This window comes from Streptosporangium sp. NPDC051023, assembly GCF_040689595.1.
GTDB lineage: Bacteria > Actinomycetota > Actinomycetes > Streptosporangiales > Streptosporangiaceae > Streptosporangium.
Genome location: NZ_JBFBCE010000008.1, coordinates 39,367 through 55,488, shown reverse-complemented (window position 1 = coordinate 55,488; position 16,122 = coordinate 39,367). Strand labels below are relative to the sequence as shown.

11 protein-coding genes are annotated in these 16,122 nt (G+C 70.5%); 7 read left to right on the top strand and 4 right to left on the bottom strand.

Translation table 11 applies throughout. The annotated features are described in order from the left end of the window. Positions 1-23: 23 nt before the first annotated feature. From AB0395_RS07340 to dnaE, 3 genes are all read right to left on the bottom strand, one after another. Positions 24-1,247: an MFS transporter gene (locus tag AB0395_RS07340; RefSeq protein ID WP_366277924.1), complete on the bottom strand. Its 1,224-nt coding sequence runs from the start codon at positions 1,245-1,247 to the stop codon at positions 24-26. Next, entirely contained in the window at positions 1,248-2,630 is a 1,383-nt protein-coding gene (locus tag AB0395_RS07335; protein ID WP_366277922.1) for a discoidin domain-containing protein, read from the bottom strand. Positions 2,631-3,016: 386 nt separating this feature from the next. After that, the gene (gene dnaE, locus AB0395_RS07330) at positions 3,017-6,538 is read right to left on the bottom strand and encodes a DNA polymerase III subunit alpha (RefSeq protein ID WP_366277921.1); all 3,522 of its coding nucleotides are present in this window, start codon (positions 6,536-6,538) and stop codon (positions 3,017-3,019) included. 151 nt (positions 6,539-6,689) lie between these two features. On the opposite strand from dnaE, the gene AB0395_RS07325 reads away from it, so the two are divergent. Both AB0395_RS07325 and AB0395_RS07320 read left to right on the top strand, forming a co-directional pair. Beyond that, positions 6,690-8,069 (top strand): amino acid permease, encoded by a 1,380-nt coding sequence (locus AB0395_RS07325; protein ID WP_366277919.1) that lies wholly within the window; start codon positions 6,690-6,692, stop codon positions 8,067-8,069. A gap of 24 nt (positions 8,070-8,093) precedes the next feature. Then, on the top strand, positions 8,094-8,459 hold the full coding sequence (locus tag AB0395_RS07320) for a helix-turn-helix transcriptional regulator (protein WP_366277917.1): 366 nt from the start codon (positions 8,094-8,096) through the stop codon (positions 8,457-8,459). Between the two features lie 28 nt (positions 8,460-8,487). Here AB0395_RS07320 and AB0395_RS07315 read toward each other — a convergent pair whose 3' ends face one another. After that, a complete protein-coding gene (locus AB0395_RS07315) occupies positions 8,488-9,417 on the bottom strand; it encodes a chorismate mutase (protein ID WP_366277915.1) in 930 nt (309 codons plus the stop codon). A gap of 311 nt (positions 9,418-9,728) precedes the next feature. Between AB0395_RS07315 and AB0395_RS07310 the strand changes: the two genes are divergently transcribed. Genes AB0395_RS07310 through AB0395_RS07290 form a run of 5 tightly spaced genes read left to right on the top strand, consistent with a single transcriptional unit; the run spans position 9,729 to position 16,074 of the window. Further along, positions 9,729-11,975: a protein kinase gene (locus AB0395_RS07310; protein ID WP_366277913.1), complete on the top strand. Its 2,247-nt coding sequence runs from the start codon at positions 9,729-9,731 to the stop codon at positions 11,973-11,975. 50 nt (positions 11,976-12,025) lie between these two features. Further along, entirely contained in the window at positions 12,026-14,119 is a 2,094-nt protein-coding gene (locus AB0395_RS07305) for a protein kinase (RefSeq protein ID WP_366277911.1), read from the top strand. Then, on the top strand, positions 14,116-15,072 hold the full coding sequence (locus AB0395_RS07300; RefSeq protein ID WP_366277910.1) for an AraC family transcriptional regulator: 957 nt from the start codon (positions 14,116-14,118) through the stop codon (positions 15,070-15,072). The genes AB0395_RS07305 and AB0395_RS07300 overlap by 4 nt, the downstream gene beginning before the upstream one ends. 10 nt (positions 15,073-15,082) lie before the next feature. Then, complete coding sequence (locus tag AB0395_RS07295; RefSeq protein WP_366277909.1) at positions 15,083-15,763, top strand: AzlC family ABC transporter permease; 681 nt, start codon at positions 15,083-15,085, stop codon at positions 15,761-15,763. Continuing rightward, on the top strand, positions 15,760-16,074 hold the full coding sequence (locus tag AB0395_RS07290; RefSeq protein WP_366277907.1) for an AzlD domain-containing protein: 315 nt from the start codon (positions 15,760-15,762) through the stop codon (positions 16,072-16,074). Before AB0395_RS07295 ends, AB0395_RS07290 begins: the two co-directional genes overlap by 4 nt. The last annotated feature ends 48 nt before the right edge of the window (positions 16,075-16,122 follow it).

Below are 16,122 nucleotides of genomic sequence, written 5' to 3'. Positions count from 1 at the left end.
TCGCGCCGGTGGCCGGAACGGGATCACGAGTGTCTCCTCAACGCGAACCAGGTGCCGAGTACGCAGAGCGCGAGCCCGGCCGCCATGACGGACAGTCCCCAGGTGCTTCCCCACACCGTCCAGACCGCGCCGAACAGGGCGGAGGACAGCAGCCTGGCCGTCGCCTGGCCGGTCTGGAGCAGGGCCATGCCGCTGGTGCGCAGGTGGGCCGGGAGCATCGGCCCCGCGACGGCCATCAGCACACCGTCGGTCGCGGCGTAGAAGGCGCCGAGCAGGGCCAGCACGGCGACCGGCCATCCGGGGCCCAGCAGCACGAGGTAGGCGGCGGCCAGGGCGGCGTGCCCGGCCAGGAAGACCGGCACCCGCCCCAGCCGATCGGCGAGCCGCCCCACGGGCACGGCCAGCAGCAGATAGGCCGCGGCCGTGCCGATCGACAGCAGCGGGAAGTACTCGGCGCCGATTCCGCCGCGCTTCTGCAGCAGCAGGTAGACGAACGCGTCGCCGACCGTGACCAAGCCGAGGGCGGCGGCCACGACGCACACCCGTAGGAACGCCGCATCGCGCAGCAGCCCCAGCGCGGCGCGCGGCGAGGTGGCCTGACCGGTCCCCGGTAGCGGCGCGCGCCGGTCGCGGACGTACATGACCAGCAGCAGCACGCCGAGCAGGGCGACGCAGAAGCTGACCACGAACACCGCGTCGTAGGCCCCGCCGGTGCCCGTCAGAACGGCGAACGCCACCAGTGGGCCGAGCAGCGCGCCGAGGGTGTCCATCGCGCGGTGCGTGCCGAAGGCCCGTCCGAGCTCGTCCGGTGGCGCGCTCAGCGAGATCAGCGCGTCACGCGGGGCCGTGCGCAGTCCCTTGCCCGTCCGGTCGACCGCGATCACCGCGCCCAGCGCCGTGACCGAGCCGCCCGCGGCGAGCAGGGCCGGCTTGCACAGCGCCGAGAGCGCGTACCCGATCCCGGCGACGAGTTTGCGCCGCTGCCACCGGTCGGCGAGGTTGCCTCCGGCGAGGCGGACCAGCGCGGTCACTCCGAAGGAGAGGCCGTCGAGCAGCCCGAACTGCAGCGGGTTCAGCCCGAGGAAGAGGGTCAGGTAGAGCGGGAGCACGGCGGTGACCATCTCCGAGGAGACGTCGGTGACCAGGCTGACCGCCCCGAGCGCGAGCACGTTCCCGGGAACCGCCCAGGAGAGCCGGGACCGCGGACGGGTTCCGTCCGCGGTCCGGCCGTTCGCCGAGATGTACATCTAGTGGCAGGCGTAGGTGGGGCCGGTGTCCTTGACGGAGCCGTCCGTCCCGATCAGCTGCCAGGAGAACGAGGCGGGGGCGAAGTTCATCTTGAGCACGCCGTAGGTGTCAACCAGCCGCTTCTGGCTGTTGGGCTGGACGTTCTCGATCTTGTACGGCGAGGCCCCGCCCATGCCCCCGAGGATCTCAACGATCCCGTTGGGGTCGGCCTGGGCGTCGGGATTCTGCGGGGCGAACCGCTCGTAGTGGTGGTCGTGTCCGTTGAGCACCAGGTCGGCGCGGGCGTCGTAGAGGATCTTCCAGACCGGCTTGCTCACCGGGTCGTTGCCGTGCTCACCGGAGCTGAACAGCGGGTGGTGCCAGTAGGCAGCGACGCACCCCCTGGTGTTGGCGGCCAGGTCCGCCTTGAGCCAGTTGATCTGGGCCGTCTGGTCGAAGTAGTTGGAGTCGAGGGCGATGAAGTGCCAGTTGCCCCGGTCGTAGCTGTAGTAGGTCTTTCCCTGCGGGGTGGCCGCGGAGCCGAAGTAGGCCTTGTATCCGGCGTAGACGCCCGCCGGGTCGTAGGTCTCGTGGTTGCCGACGGCCGGGCGGGTCTTGCTCTTGAAGGCGCCCCACGTCTTGTCGTAGTAGTTCTGGAAGTCCGACAGGCGGGCGTCGTCGTACTGGTTGTCGCCCATCGTGATGACGAACTCGGGGTTCATCGCCTTGACCTGCGCCGCGGTCTTGGGGTGGGCGCAGGAGCCAGAGCTCGAGGTGCACTGCTCGGCGATGTCACCGGCCGCCGCCACGACGAAACTCCCGCCCGGAGACGCCGTCGGGGTCACGGTCGCGGTCGGGGTGGCCGTCGGCGTCGGGCTCGGCGTCGAGGCGCCGCCGCCGAACACCTGGAACTCATACAGCGAGTAGCCGTACTCGGTGCCCCTGGCGGTGCCGTACACGCGGACGTAGCGCCCCGAGCCCGACAGGCCGGTCAGGTCGTCCTGGCCGCCGTCGCCGCTGCTCGTCGAGTAGACGGTCGTCCAGTTCGTGGCGTCGTCGGAGACCTGGATCTTGTAGGCCTTGCCGTAGGCGGACTCCCAGAACAGCTTGACCCGGGAGATCGGGGAGACCGCGCCCAGGTCGACGCGGATCCACTGGGGGTCGCTGCCCTCGGCGGAGGCCCAGCGGGTCGAGGTGAGGTCGCCGTCGACCGCCTTGGCCGGACTGTAGGAGGAGCTCTCCTTCGAGGAGGAGGCGGTCGGCCTGCCCTGCGACAGCAGGGTCTCGGCGGCGTCGGCGCGGCCGGTGGCGACCAGGGCGCCCGCGACGAGCGCCGTCGCCGCGAGCGCGAACAGGAACCGGCGGGGGAAACGGGGAACGGAGTGAGGCGTCGTTGAAGACACGTGCTTGTCTCCTGAGGGGGGAGAGACGACGGTCACGGCGCCGTCCGCGGCGCCGTGCGACAACGCGGCCGGGGCAGTCCAATCTCTCACTGAGCACGTCACGTCCCCGCCGGGGACGCCGCGCCAAGCCGCTCACCGGCATGGTGGCAAGCGGCCGGAAGGCATGTCAATGGAAGTTAGGAAAGTTTCCTAACTTGAAGACAGATGTACAGGCTGAGTACACGCACCCGATCTTGCCGTCCCGGCGGACGGCCGAAGGCCCAGAACGGAGCGGCGGCTCCGCCCCGGGCGGGGCGGAGTGGCGGCGGAGCCCCGGGCGGACGCAGTGGCGGCGAGATACGGCGAGGGGCGGGCGCCGGGCCCGCCCCTCGCCGGAAGGAGCCGGGTCAGGCGCCCAGGCAGGCCGGGCCGAGGAGTTGCTTCAGGTCGCCCATCAGGGCCGGGGAGAGCGCGACGCGCAGCCGGTCGTCGAGACGCACAATCGTGGTCTTCGGGCCGTTGTGGACCTGGAGGTGGACCTCCGTCGTGCCGGGGTGGGCGTTCAGGACCTCCTTGAGGCGGCCGATCACCGGTGGGGTGCAGCGGGTCAGCGGAAGGCTGACGGGCAGCGGGCCGCCGCTCTCCCGGGTGAGGTCGGGGGCCGTCACCTCCATGGCGATGATCTTGCCGACGTCCTCGCGCTTGTCCAGGCGGCCCTTGACGAAGACGATGGCGTCCTCGGCCAGGACGGTCGCGCAGAGTTGGTACGCCGAGGGGAAGATCATCACTTCGATGGCGCCCTCCAGGTCCTCCAGCATGGTCAGGACCCAGGTGTCGCCCTTCTTGGTGACCTTGCGCTGGACACCGCTCAGAATGCCGCCGACGGTGACGACCTGGCCGTCGGGGCGGTGCTCGTCCTGGAGCGCGGCGACCGAGCAGTCGGCGCCGGAGGAGAGGATGTGCTCGACGCCGAAGAGCGGGTGGTCGGAGACGTACAGGCCCAGCATCTCCCGCTCGAACTGCAGCACGGTGTTCTTGTCCCACTCCCCCGGTGGGATCTGCACATCGAAGGTCTGGTCCTCGGCTCCCTCGATGGCGCCGAACAGGGAGTCCTGCCCCTGCGCCTCGTTCTTCTTGATGCCGATGATGCTGTCGACCGCCTGCTCGTGGACCAGCACCAGGCCCTTGCGCTCGTGCGCGAACGAGTCGAAGGCTCCCGCCTTGATCAGCGATTCGATGACCCGCTTGTTGCAGACGACCATGGGAACCTTGCGGAGGAAGTCCTTGAAGTCCGCGAAGCGGCTCTTCTCCTTGCGCGCGGAGATGATCCCGTCGACCACGTTGCCGCCGACGTTGCGGATGGCCGAAAGGCCGAACCGGACGTCGCTGCCACGCGGGGTGAAGTCGAAGTCGGAGTCGTTGACGTCCGGCGGGAGCACCTTGATGCCCATGCGGCGGCACTCGTTGAGGTAGAGCGCCGACTTGTCCTTGTCGTCCTTGACCGAGGTCAGCAGCCCGGCCATGTACTCGGCCGGGTAGTTGGCCTTGAGGTAGGCGGTCCAGTAGGAGACCAGCCCGTAGGCGGCGCTGTGCGCCTTGTTGAAGGCGTAGTCGGAGAAGGGCAGCAGGATGTCCCAGAGGGTCTTGATCGCCGCGCCCGAATAGCCGTTGTCCTTCATGCCCTGTTCGAAGGACTCGAACTGCTTGTCCAGCTCGGATTTCTTCTTCTTGCCCATCGCGCGGCGCAGAAGGTCCGCCTTGCCGAGCGAGAACCCGGCGACCTTCTGCGCGATGGCCATGACCTGCTCCTGATAGACGATCAGACCGTAGGTCGTGCCAAGGATCTCCTCCAGTGACTCCCTGAACTCCTCGTGGATCGGGGCGATCTCCTGCTGGCCGTTCTTGCGCAGCGCGTAGTTGGTGTGCGAGTTGGCGCCCATCGGGCCCGGGCGGTACAGCGCGCCGACGGCGGAGATGTCCTCGAAGTTGTCGGGCTTCATCAGCCGCAGCAGCGACCGCATGCCACCGCCATCGAGCTGGAACACCCCCAGGGTGTCGCCCCGGCCGAGCAGTTCGTAGGTCTTGCGGTCGTCCAGCGGAAGCTTGAGCAGGTCGATCGCGCTGCCGGTGTTCGCCTCGATCATCTTCAGACAGTCGTCGATGATCGTCAGGTTACGCAGGCCGAGGAAGTCCATCTTCAGCAGGCCGAGCGTCTCGCAGGTCGGATAGTCGAACTGCGTGATGATCACACCGTCGGAGTCGCGGCGCATGATCGGGATGTAGTCGGTCAGCACCTCCGAGGACATGATGACGCCCGCGGCGTGCACACCGGTCTGCCGGATCAGGCCTTCCAGGCCCCTGCCGAGGTCCATCGCCGACTTGACGTCGACGTCCTCGTCGTACAGCTTGCGCAGCTCACCGGCCTCGTTGAAACGAGGATGGTCCTTGTCGAAGATGCCCGACAGCGGGATGTCCTTGCCCATCACCGCGGGCGGGAAGGCCTTGGAGACCTTGTCGCCGAGGGCGTACGGGTGACCGAGGACGCGGGCCGCGTCCTTGATGGCCGCTTTCGCCTTGATGGTGCCGAAGGTGGCGATCATGGCGACCTTGTCGGCGCCGTACTTCTCCGTCACGTAACGGATCACGTCACCGCGCCGACGCTCGTCGAAGTCGATGTCGACGTCGGGCATGGAGACGCGGTCGGGGTTGAGGAACCGCTCGAAGATCAGGCCGTGCGGCAGCGGGTCGAGGTCGGTGATGCCCAGCGCGTACGCCGCCAGCGAGCCCGCGGCAGAGCCACGGCCGGGACCGACCCGGATGCCGTTGTTCTTGGCCCACATGATGAAGTCGGCGACCACGAGGAAGTACGAGGGGAACCCCATCTGCAGGATGATGTCCATCTCGTAGTCGATCTGCCTCTGGTGGGTCTCGTCGACCCCCTCGGGGAAGCGGCGCTCCATGCCCCGCTGGATCTCCTTGCGGAACCAGCTCTCCTCGGTCTCCCCCGCGGGGATGGGGAAGGTCGGCATCAGGTTCTTGAAACCGAACATGCCGCTCGGGTCCACCTTCTCGGCGACCAGCAGCGTGTTGCGGCACCCCTCGGCCCACAGGTCGGAGGAGTCGACCGCGCGCATCTCGTCGGCGGTCTTGATGTAGTAACCGCTGCCGTCGAAGCGGAACCGGTCGGGGTCGGACAGCTGCTTGCCGGTCTGGATGCACAACAACGCGTCGTGGGAGGTCGCGTCGGACTCGTAGGTGTAGTGGGAGTCGTTGGTGACCAGCGGCGGGATGTTCAGTTCCTTGGAGATGCGGGTCAGCCCGTCACGGACCCGGCGCTCGATGTCGAGCCCGTGGTCCATGATCTCCAGGTAGTAGTTGTCCTTACCGAACAGCTCCTGGAACTTCGCCGCCGCCGCGACCGCCTCGTCGTACTGGCCCAGGCGCAAGCGGGTCTGCACCTCGCCGGACGGGCAGCCGGTCGTGGCCATCAGCCCCTCGGAGTGCTCGGCGAGGGTCTCGGCGTCCATCCTGGCCCACTTGCGGACGAAGCCCTCGGTGTAGGCGCGCGAGGAGAGCTTCATCAGGTTGCTCAGGCCCTTGGCGTTCTTCGCCCAGATCGTCATGTGGGTGTAGTAGCCACCCGCCGACACGTCGTCGCGCCTCTGGTGCGGCTCGCCCCACAGGACCGGCTTCTTCTGGTGCCGGGAGGCCGGGGAGACGTAGGCCTCGATGCCGATGATCGGCTTGATGCCGGCGCCGGTGGCCTGCTTGTAGAAGTCGTAGGCGCCGTGCATGTTGCCGTGGTCGGTGATCGCGATGGCGGGCATGCCCAGATCCCCGACCTGTTTGAACATCTGCTTCAGACGGGCCGCTCCGTCGAGCATGGAGTACTCCGTGTGAACGTGAAGATGCACAAACGAGTCGGACATGCGGCCTCGTTCCTCCCCCTAGTCGCGTGTCGGCGTGGGAAGCCTACGCTCGTTCGCCGCCCTTCGGGGGCACCCGCCGCCGCCTACCCAGAGCAACGATTGCATACTGTCCGTAACATCGTTTCCGGGCTGGGCAAATGGAGGGGGACCCATGAAGACCGACGAGGGCTACAGCCATGCGCTCGGCAACCGCCAGGTGCAGATGATAGCGATCGGCGGGGCGATCGGTGTCGGCCTGTTCCTGGGGTCCGGCGGGCGACTCCAGGCGGCCGGACCGGCATTGGTGCTGTCGTACGCGGCCGCCGGGCTCGCGGCGTTCTTCGTCATGCGGGCCCTCGGCGAGCTGGTGCTCTACAAGCCGACCTCGGGCTCGTTCGTAGAGTACGCCGCCGACTTCGTCGGGCCGTGGGCCGCCTTCGCCAGCGGCTGGATGTACTGGGTCAACTGGGCCTTCACCGGCATCGCCGAGCTGACCGCCATCTCCACCTACGTGGGACTGTGGGCCCCGCAGTTCCCCCGATGGGTCACCGCGCTCGTCGCACTGGCGTTCGTGCTCACCGTCAACCTGCTGTCGGTGCGGCTCTTCGGCGAGCTGGAGTTCTGGTTCGCCATGCTCAAGGTTCTGGCCATCTGCGCGTTCCTGGTGGTCGGGCTGGCACTGGTGATCTTCGGGACGTCCCTGGGCGGGAGCACCGCGGGAGTCGGCAACCTCGTCGACCACGGCGGCTTCACCCCCAACGGGTTCCCCGTGGTGCTGATGAGCCTGCAGTCGGTGATCTTCGCCTACTCCTCGATCGAGCTGGTCGGCATCGCCGCCGGTGAGACGAGGAATCCCAGGGAGATCATGCCCAGGGCGGTCAACGGCGTGATCTGGCGGATCGCGGTCTTCTATGTCGGCTCGGTCCTGCTGCTCGCCATGGTCCTACCGTGGACGGCGTACGGCCCCGGCCAGTCACCGTTCGTGACGGTCTTCGCCGCCCTCGGCGTCCCCTGGGCCGCGGACGCCATGAACCTCATCGTGATCACCGCGGCCATGTCGTCGTGCAACTCGGGCCTGTACTCCACGGGGCGCATCCTGCGGGCCATGGCGATCAAGGGCGAGGCCCCCGCGTTCGCGGGACGCCTCGGCTCCCGCCATGTCCCCTACGGCGGCATCCTCATCACGGCCGCGGTGTTCCTCGCCGGGGTCGCCCTCTACTACTTCGTGCCCGAGCGCGCCTTCAACATCGCGACCGCGGTCGCCTCCCTCGGGGTGGTCACCACCTGGGGCGCCCTGCTCTTCTGCCAGATCCGCCTGCGCGAGGCCGCCGAGCGGGGCCTGCTGGAGCGCCCCTCCTTCAGGATGCCCGGCTCGCCGTACACCGGCTGGGCGACCCTGGGCTTCCTGGCCCTGGTCGTGCTCCTGATGCCGTTCGCGGACGCCGACCAGCGCGTCGCCTTCTTCTGCATCCCGCTGCTGGTCGCCGCCATCGCCGCCGGATGGCGGATCGTCGATCCCCGCCGTCGCGCCAGGTCCCCCCTTGATCGATAGTACGTTGCGCGATATATATCGAATATGGCCTTACGTGAGCAGAGCTATCTGATCCTGCTGGCCCTCTCAGAGGGCCCATTACACGGATACGGCGTGATCAAAACGGTGCGGGAGCTGTCCGAGGAGCGAGTACGGCTCGGCGCGGGCACCCTCTACGGCGCGCTCGACCGGCTGGCCGCCGACGGCCTGGTGACCGTGACCGGCGAAGAGGTCGTGGACGGCCGCCACCGCCGCTACTACGACCTGACCGGGCAGGGGCGCGAGATCCTCACCGAGGAGACCGCCCGCCTGTCCCGCCTCGCCGCCACCGCCCGCCGCCGCCTGAACCTCCGCCCCGGGCCGGAGGCGGGCCAGCCCTCCCCGAGCATCGCGCCCCCACCGGCCCCGTGACGGCCTCGCGGCCGTGGCGGGCGCCGAACTAGGGCTGGAGGTCGGCCGCGCGTTCCTCGGACAGATGCAGGCCCGCCTCGATGATCGCGTTCATGATGGGCGCCAGCCGTACCTCGCCCAGAGTGGGCGCGCGGCGGGCCATCTCGGCGACCAGGCGGCGCTCACGGTCCATGTCGCGTCCCGCGAAGCCGCCGACGGGCTTGAGGCGCTGGATGGTTCCGGCCAGCTCGGCGCGACGTTCCAGGAGGACGGCGAGGGCGGCGTCGACGCGGTCGATGGCGCCCCGGGCGGCCAGGACGGAGTCGGGCCTCTCGTTGCGGGTGACCGCGCCGACGATCCGCGCGGCCTCCTGGGCGGTGAGGGCGGCCCGCTCGGTCGCGCCGGGGGCCAGCAGGAGCCCGTCGGCCCCGGCCGCGACCGCCGCGGCGGCCAGGGCGGGGTCCTCTCCGAGATCAGCCAGCACGGGACGGCCGGAGCGCTGCCTGGCCGCGCGCATCAGGGCCAGGTCGAGGGTGGTGCCCGCCTGGTGCGTACGGCTGCCGCTCTCACAGAGCACCACCTGGTCGTTGCCCTCGGCCACGCAGTAGTCGGCGATGGCCAGCCACTCCTCGAGGGTCGCGGCGGGTCCGCGCTGGACGACCACCGGGATGCCGAGCCTGGCGACCGCCCTGACCAGCTGGAAGTCCTGCATCCAGGCCGCGCCGACCACGACCCCCTCCGCGTCCGCGGCGATCTCCGGCAGGTCCGCCGCGGAGAACGGCTCGGCCAGGACGGGCCCGGCCCAGTCGGCGCGGACCGCGGCCAGGGTCTCCGCGGCGGACACCCTCCCGTGGTGGTCGCGCAGGCTGACCCAGCGGGCGTCAGCCCCGGCACCGCCGATCACCACGGCCGGTCCGGCACCCACCGTGAGCGTCCCCACCTGTACGGCTCCGCGCTCCAGGTGTGCGGTCAACGACATCTCGGCTCCCCATGCTCAGCCGGCGCCCATCCAGCGATCCGGCGAATCGTAAGAAACAAAAAAGGCAGAGACTGTGGCGTCTCTGCCTGGTGCCGGCTCCGAACGGTCGCTACATCACGCTGTCACGACCGGCTCCTCGGAGCCGGCTCGATAAACACGGAATAGCAAGTCATGAAAACGACGATAGGGCATCTCCTCCCCAGACGCCACTTGGATGGGCAACGGACCCCGGGGTACGGGCATCCAGATCTCCGGAGAGTCGATCACCCTCCTCGGCCTATGAGAGTATTCGGGGGTTTAGAAGGGGGTAGATGCGGTTGATGGCCGGAGCTCAGCCGGAGGGACGTCGCGTCGCCTCCCGTTACCACCTGCTCGAACCCATCGGCCGGGGCGGCATGGGCATCGTCTGGCGGGCGCACGACGAGCTCCTCGACCGTGAGGTCGCGGTCAAGGAAGTCCGCTACGCCGACATGCTCGGCGAGGACAACCAGGAGGACTTCAACCGCCGCACCAAGCGCGAGGCGCGGGCCGCGGGGCGGCTGACGCACCCGAACGTGGTCGTCGTCCACGACGTGGTCGAGGAGGACGGCAGGCCCTGGATCGTCATGCAGCTCGTGGAGTCCCGCTCCCTCGGCAAGGTCCTGCGCCAGGACGGGCCGCTGCCGTACCGGCGGGTGGCCGAGATCGGACTGCAGGTGCTCGAGGCGCTGCGCGCCGCCCATGCCCAGGGAGTGCTGCACCGGGACGTCAAGCCGGAGAACGTGCTGCTGGCCGACGACGGCCGGGTGGTGCTGACCGACTTCGGCATCGCGACGCTGGAGGCGGAGACCGCGCTGACCATGACCGGGATCGCGGGCACGCCCGCGTTCATCCCGCCCGAACGGATCAAGGGCGCCGCTGCGCAGCGCGAGTCGGACCTGTGGTCCCTCGGGGCGACACTGTACGCGGCCGTCGAGGGCAAGCCTCCGCACGACCGGGGCGGGGCGCTGCCGACCATGCACGCCGTGCTGAACGACGAGCCGGACGCCCCGGTCAACGCGGGGCCGCTGGCCCCCGTCCTTGAGGGGCTGCTCCGCAAGGACCCGGACCTGCGGATGTCGTACGAAGAGGCGTCGCGGCTGCTGCGCGAGGTCGCGGAGGGCGCAGAGGAGCGGCAGCGGCCCGTTAGGACGGCCGTCATGCCCGCCCTGCCGAGCGAGGCGACGGCCGAGACCGATCCGGGGATCCAGTACCAGGCCGAGGGCCTGCCCGCGACGGGGGTGAAGCTGGGCTCCGCCGTACCGGACCCCGCGCAGGACGCCCCCGCCCAGGAGGAACGGCAGGCGGAGCAGGAGGAGCCTGCGACGCAGGCGCGGCGGGAGCGGCCCTCGGGCGCGGTCCCCGGCCCCGTGTCCGGGTCCGTGTCGAAGCCCGCGCGGAAACCGGCGGCCAAGCCACTCTCGGGGCCGCTCTCGGGACCGGCGCCGAAGCAGGTGTCGAAGCCAGTCTCGAAACCGGCGCCTCAGCCGGCACCGAAGCCGGCGCCCGCGGCGGCCGGAGGCCAGGCGGCGCGTCCGGCACCCGTTCCGCCGCGGAAGCCGGAGCAGGAGGCGGCGTCCGGGCAGGTCCCGCGCCCCGCCTCCGCCGGGAAGCCCCCGGCTCAGGGCGCTCAGAACAGGACACCCGCGCCGGGCCCGGTCTCCGCCCCCGCCCCCAAGGCGGGGCGCGAGCCCATCCCGCCGGTACGGCGGGTCCCCGCCCCGGCGCCCGCCCCCGTCCCCGCCCCGCGGGATCTCCTCGCCGACCTCAGGCCCTCGTCCCCGCGGGCGGTGCCGATGGAGGAGTACCTCTCCACCTCGCCCTCCGCGGGCGGGGAGACCCCGAGGGGCCTGTCCTCCCTGTCGCCGATGATGCGGGGCCTGCTCCTAGTCGTGCCCGCGCTCGTGATCGTCGGAGTCGTCGCGGGCTACCTCGGGATGCGCTCGGGCGAGCGGGCGGGCGGCCTGCCCGCGCCCCGGCCCAGTGAGCCGACGGGGGCGACCCGGCCCGCCGAGACGGCCAAGGAGCGGAGCCCGGACCCGTCGCCGAGCCCGAGTCCCAGTGACAGCCCGACCAAGAAGGACAAGGACAAGGACTCCGCGCTTCCCGAGGGCTGGCACAAGCACAAGGACGGCAACGGGTTCTCCGTCGGACTGCCCAAGGGGTGGGACGTGGACCGGCGCCAAGGGCAGTCGGTGTGGTTCCGCGGCCCCGACCGGGTGAGCTACCTGCTGATCGAGTACACCGACAACCCGAGCTCCGACCCGAAGAAGGACTGGGAGGAGCAGGAGCGGTACGGCCGCAGCAACTTCAACGGCTACAAGCGCGTCCGGATCGAAAAGGTCGACTACATGAAGAAGGCCGCCGACTGGGAGTTCACCTGGAACATGAGTTCCGGCAAGGCACGGGTGATCGACCGGGGGTTCGTGACCGAGGGCGGCAGGGGGTACGCGATCTACTGGCACACCCGGGCCGACGAATGGGACAAGAACCTCGGTCTCTTCAAGGGGTTCACCACGACCTTCTCCTCGAAAAAGTAGCGAGGGTCCCGACCGGCTACGATGCGTGGGTTTGGGAGGGGCGGGAGAGAATGACCGAACGGAAGGTCGCGGGCCGGTATCGCCTGCTCGAACCTATCGGCGAAGGCGGGATGGGCGTCGTCTGGCGATCCCATGACGAGCTTCTCGACCGGGTCGTGGCGGTCAAGGAGGTTCGCTATCGCGGAGTCGACGAGGCCGCGCGGGCCGACCTGAACCGGCGGACGATCCGGGAGGCGAAGACCGCCGGGCGGCTCGACCACCCCTCCGTGATCATCGTGCACGACGTGGTCGAGGAGGAGGGCAGGCCCTGGATCGTCATGCAGCTGGTCCGCTCGCGGTCCCTGGGCGAGGTGGTGCGTGAGGGCGGGCCGCTGCCTCCCGCGCGGGTCGCCGAGGTCGGGCTGCACGTGCTGAGCGCGCTGCGGGCGGCGCACGCCGCCGGGGTGCTGCACCGGGACGTCAAGCCGGAGAACGTGCTGCTGGCCGATGACGGCCGGGTGGTGCTGACCGACTTCGGCATCGCCTCGATGACGCAGGAGACCGGGATCACCCGCACCGGCGGGATGGTCGGCACCCCGGCGTTCCTTCCCCCGGAACGGCTGCACGGGATGACCGCGACCCCCGAGTCGGACCTGTGGTCCCTGGGGGCGACGCTGTACGCCGCCCTGGAGGGGCGCCCGCCGTTCGAGCGGCCCACGGCCGCGGCGACCATGATGGCGGTCCTGAACGGCGAGCCCAGCCCCATGGCGCACGCCGGGCCCCTCACCGCCGCGATCCTCGGCCTGATGGCCAGGGAGCCCGCCGCCAGGATGAGCGCCGACGAGGCCGAGGCCCTGCTCACCCGCGCCGCGGCGGAGACGCGATCCGAGGACCGGTCCCCACGGGCGGGCACGGCAGGCCGCCACAGCCGCCCACCGCACGGCGCCCCCCAGGGGGCCGGGCAGCCGCCTCTGCCCCAGGACCAGTCGTTCTCACAGCACCCCACCGGTCCGGCGTCCCCGGGGCGGTCGTTCCACCCGACCGCCCCGTCCGACCGGCCGTTCGACGCCGATCCCTTAGGCTCCGGGCAGCCACCGTACGCGAACGATCCGGCGCGCTCGCCGTACCGAGACGGTTCCACCCAGGCGGGGCAGCCGCCCTACCCCAACGACCCGTTCCAGGCCCTCAACTCCGGCGGTCCGGGGCAGGCGGGACAGTGGCCGTACCCCCAGGACCCGTTTCAGGCCCCCTACCCCGGCACTCCCCCCCAGGCGGGACAACCCCAGGCGGGACAACCGCCCTATCTCCACACTCCCCACGCCACCCCCGCCCAGCCGCCCTACCCCAACGACCCGTTCCAGGCTCCATACCCCAACGCCGCGCCCCAGACGGGACAGCCGTCTTACGGCTTCGAGCCCGCCTACCAGGGGCCCAGGACGCAGCGAGGGCAGCACGCCGCGACCGACGAGCCCGCGCCCCGCGACCGACGGCCGGGCGCGCGGCGGATAGCCCTCATGGTGGGGATACCGGTGCTCGTCCTGGTGGTCGGGGTCGGCGGATGGCTGGCGTTCACGAATCTGACCGGCGACCCGGGGAACACGCAGAAGCCGCCGACGGCCACCGCCGCACTCCCCGACCCGACGGGCTCTCCGACGAGGCCTCCGAAGAGCCCCGACCCGACGGGCTCTGTGACCAAGCCTTCGAAGAGCCCCCGCCCGACCAGACTGCCCGAGGGCTGGCAGTCGTACCGGGACCCGGTGATGGGCTTCAGCGTGGCCATGCCGCGCGGCTGGGTGAGCAAGCGCTTCTCCGGGCGTGACCGGGTGGAGTTCAGGGCGCCGGGGTCGGACGCCCTGCTGTGGATCGAGTCGACCGAGGACCCGGAGACGGACCCGGTCAGGCACTGGGAGAAGGTCGAGAAGGGCGGGCTGGCCAAGAACATCTGGCCGGGGTACGAGCGGGTCGGCATCACCCCGCTGAGATACCGTGGTGTCGAGGCGGCCGACTGGGAGTTCACCTACCTGAAGAACAACGTCCCGACACACGTCCTGGACCGGGGGTTCCGCACGATCACGGGCCGCCCCTACGCGATCTACTGGGAGAGCCCGGAGTCCGAGTGGGACCGGACGTTCTTCGACAGGTTCATCGAGACCTTCCGTCCGTGACCGGCCGGAAGGCGGGCCGGGAGAGACGACTGGAGGCAGGACCGGAGAGCATGCCGAATCCGGTGCCCAGGCTGGAGCCGGGGCCGGAGACGGGGCTTGAGCCGGGGAGCGGGAGGCTGGAGGCGGCACGCTTCTGGCGCAGCCCGGCACTGCCCGGGGTCGACCTGCTCAGGGCCAGATACGTGACCCACAGGTTCACTCGGCACGCCCACGACGGCTACGCGATCGGGGTGATCGTGTCCGGGGTCGAGGAGTTCGACTACCGGGGCGCCCGGCACCGCGCGGGCGCGGGAAGCGTGGTCCTGGTCGACCCCGAGCAGGCGCACACGGGCCACGCGGGCGAGCCGGACGGCTGGGCGTACCGGATGCTGTACCCCTCGGTCGAGGTCATCGCCGAGATCGCCGCCGAGCTGGTCGCCGGGCGCGGCACACCGTACTTCCCCGAGCCCGTGGTCTTCAACGCGCACAGCGCCGCGCTGCTCAGGGCGGCGCACGACGCGGCCGAGCACGGCGACAGCCTGGCCTCCTCCACGCTGGCCCGCACGGCCTTCGGCGCGCTGCTCCGGCACCACGCCGCCCGACTTCCCCCGGAGACGCGGCTTCCCGACGACCCGAGCGCGGTACGGCTCGCCCGGGAGATCCTGCACGAACGCCTCGTGGATCCGCCGACGCTCGAGGATCTGGCGCTGGCCGTGCGGGCGAAGCCGTTCGCGCTGATCCGGGCCTTCAAGACGGTCACGGGACTGCCTCCGCACGCCTACCTGAACACGCTGCGGGTCAGCCGGGCGCGCGGACTGCTCGACTCCGGTGTGCCGGCCGCGCAGGTCGCCGTCGACGTGGGTTTCACCGACCAGGCCCACCTGACCAGGCACTTCAAGCGGATCGTCGGCGTTCCCCCCGCCGCGTACCAGCGTGCAGGAACGTACAAGACCAGGACCGAAAACCATACATAACCTCGTTTTTATGGAAACATCCACTCGTTCCTCAGCGGTCAGGGACGGACTCGGGGTGGGAATCGCGGTCGGGCTGTCCGGGCTGGCGTTCGGTGCCAGCGCGGTCACCGCGGGGCTGAGCATCGCGCAGGCGTGCGTGCTGAGCCTGTTCGCCTTCACCGGCGCCTCGCAGTTCGCCATGGCCGGCGTCGTCGCGGGCGGCGGGAACCTGGTCGCGGGCACCGCGGGTGCGCTGCTGCTGGGAGCCCGCAACAGCCTGTACGGCCTGCGCATGGCCGACGTGCTCGCCGTCAGGGGCAGGCACAGGTTCCTCACCGCCCACGGCGTGATCGACGAGACGACGGCGGTCGCCCTCGCCCAGCCCGACGACGAGTCGGCCAGGACGGGATTCCTCGTCACGTTCGGCAGCCTCTACCTGACCTGGAACCTCACCACCCTGCTCGGCGCGGTCGGCACCTCCTGGGTCGCCGATCCGGCCGTGCTCGGCCTGGACGCGGTCGGCCCCGCGACGTTCCTGGCGATCCTGTGGCCCAGGCTCACCGGCGACGGCCCCGAGACCCGCACGCTGCGGCTGATCGCGGCGGCCGGCGCGGCGATCGCGCTGGCCGCGACCCCCTTCACCCCGCCCGGCGTGCCCGTGCTCATCGCCGCGGTCGCCGTGCTCGCCGTGATCATGAGGAGGCCCCGATGAGCGGCGTGTGGTGGGCCGTGATCGTCACCTGCGCGGGATGCTACGCGCTGAAGCTGGCCGGGCTGTCCGCGCCGCGCAGGCTGCTCGACCATCCGCAGGTCCAGCGGTTCGCGGCGTTGGTCCCGGTCGCGCTGCTGGCCGCACTGATCGCGGTGCAGACCTTCGCGCACGGCCAGTCGCTGCACCTGGACGTGCCGCGTACCGCGGGGCTGGGAGCCGCCGTCGTCGCGCTGCTGCTGCGCGCCCCCTTCCTGGTGGTGCTGGCCACGGCGGCCGTCGTCACCGCCGTGTTGCGGTTGCTGATCGCCTGACCCGATCTATCACGAAAAGACCACCGTATGCCCGTTATTCACTGGCCG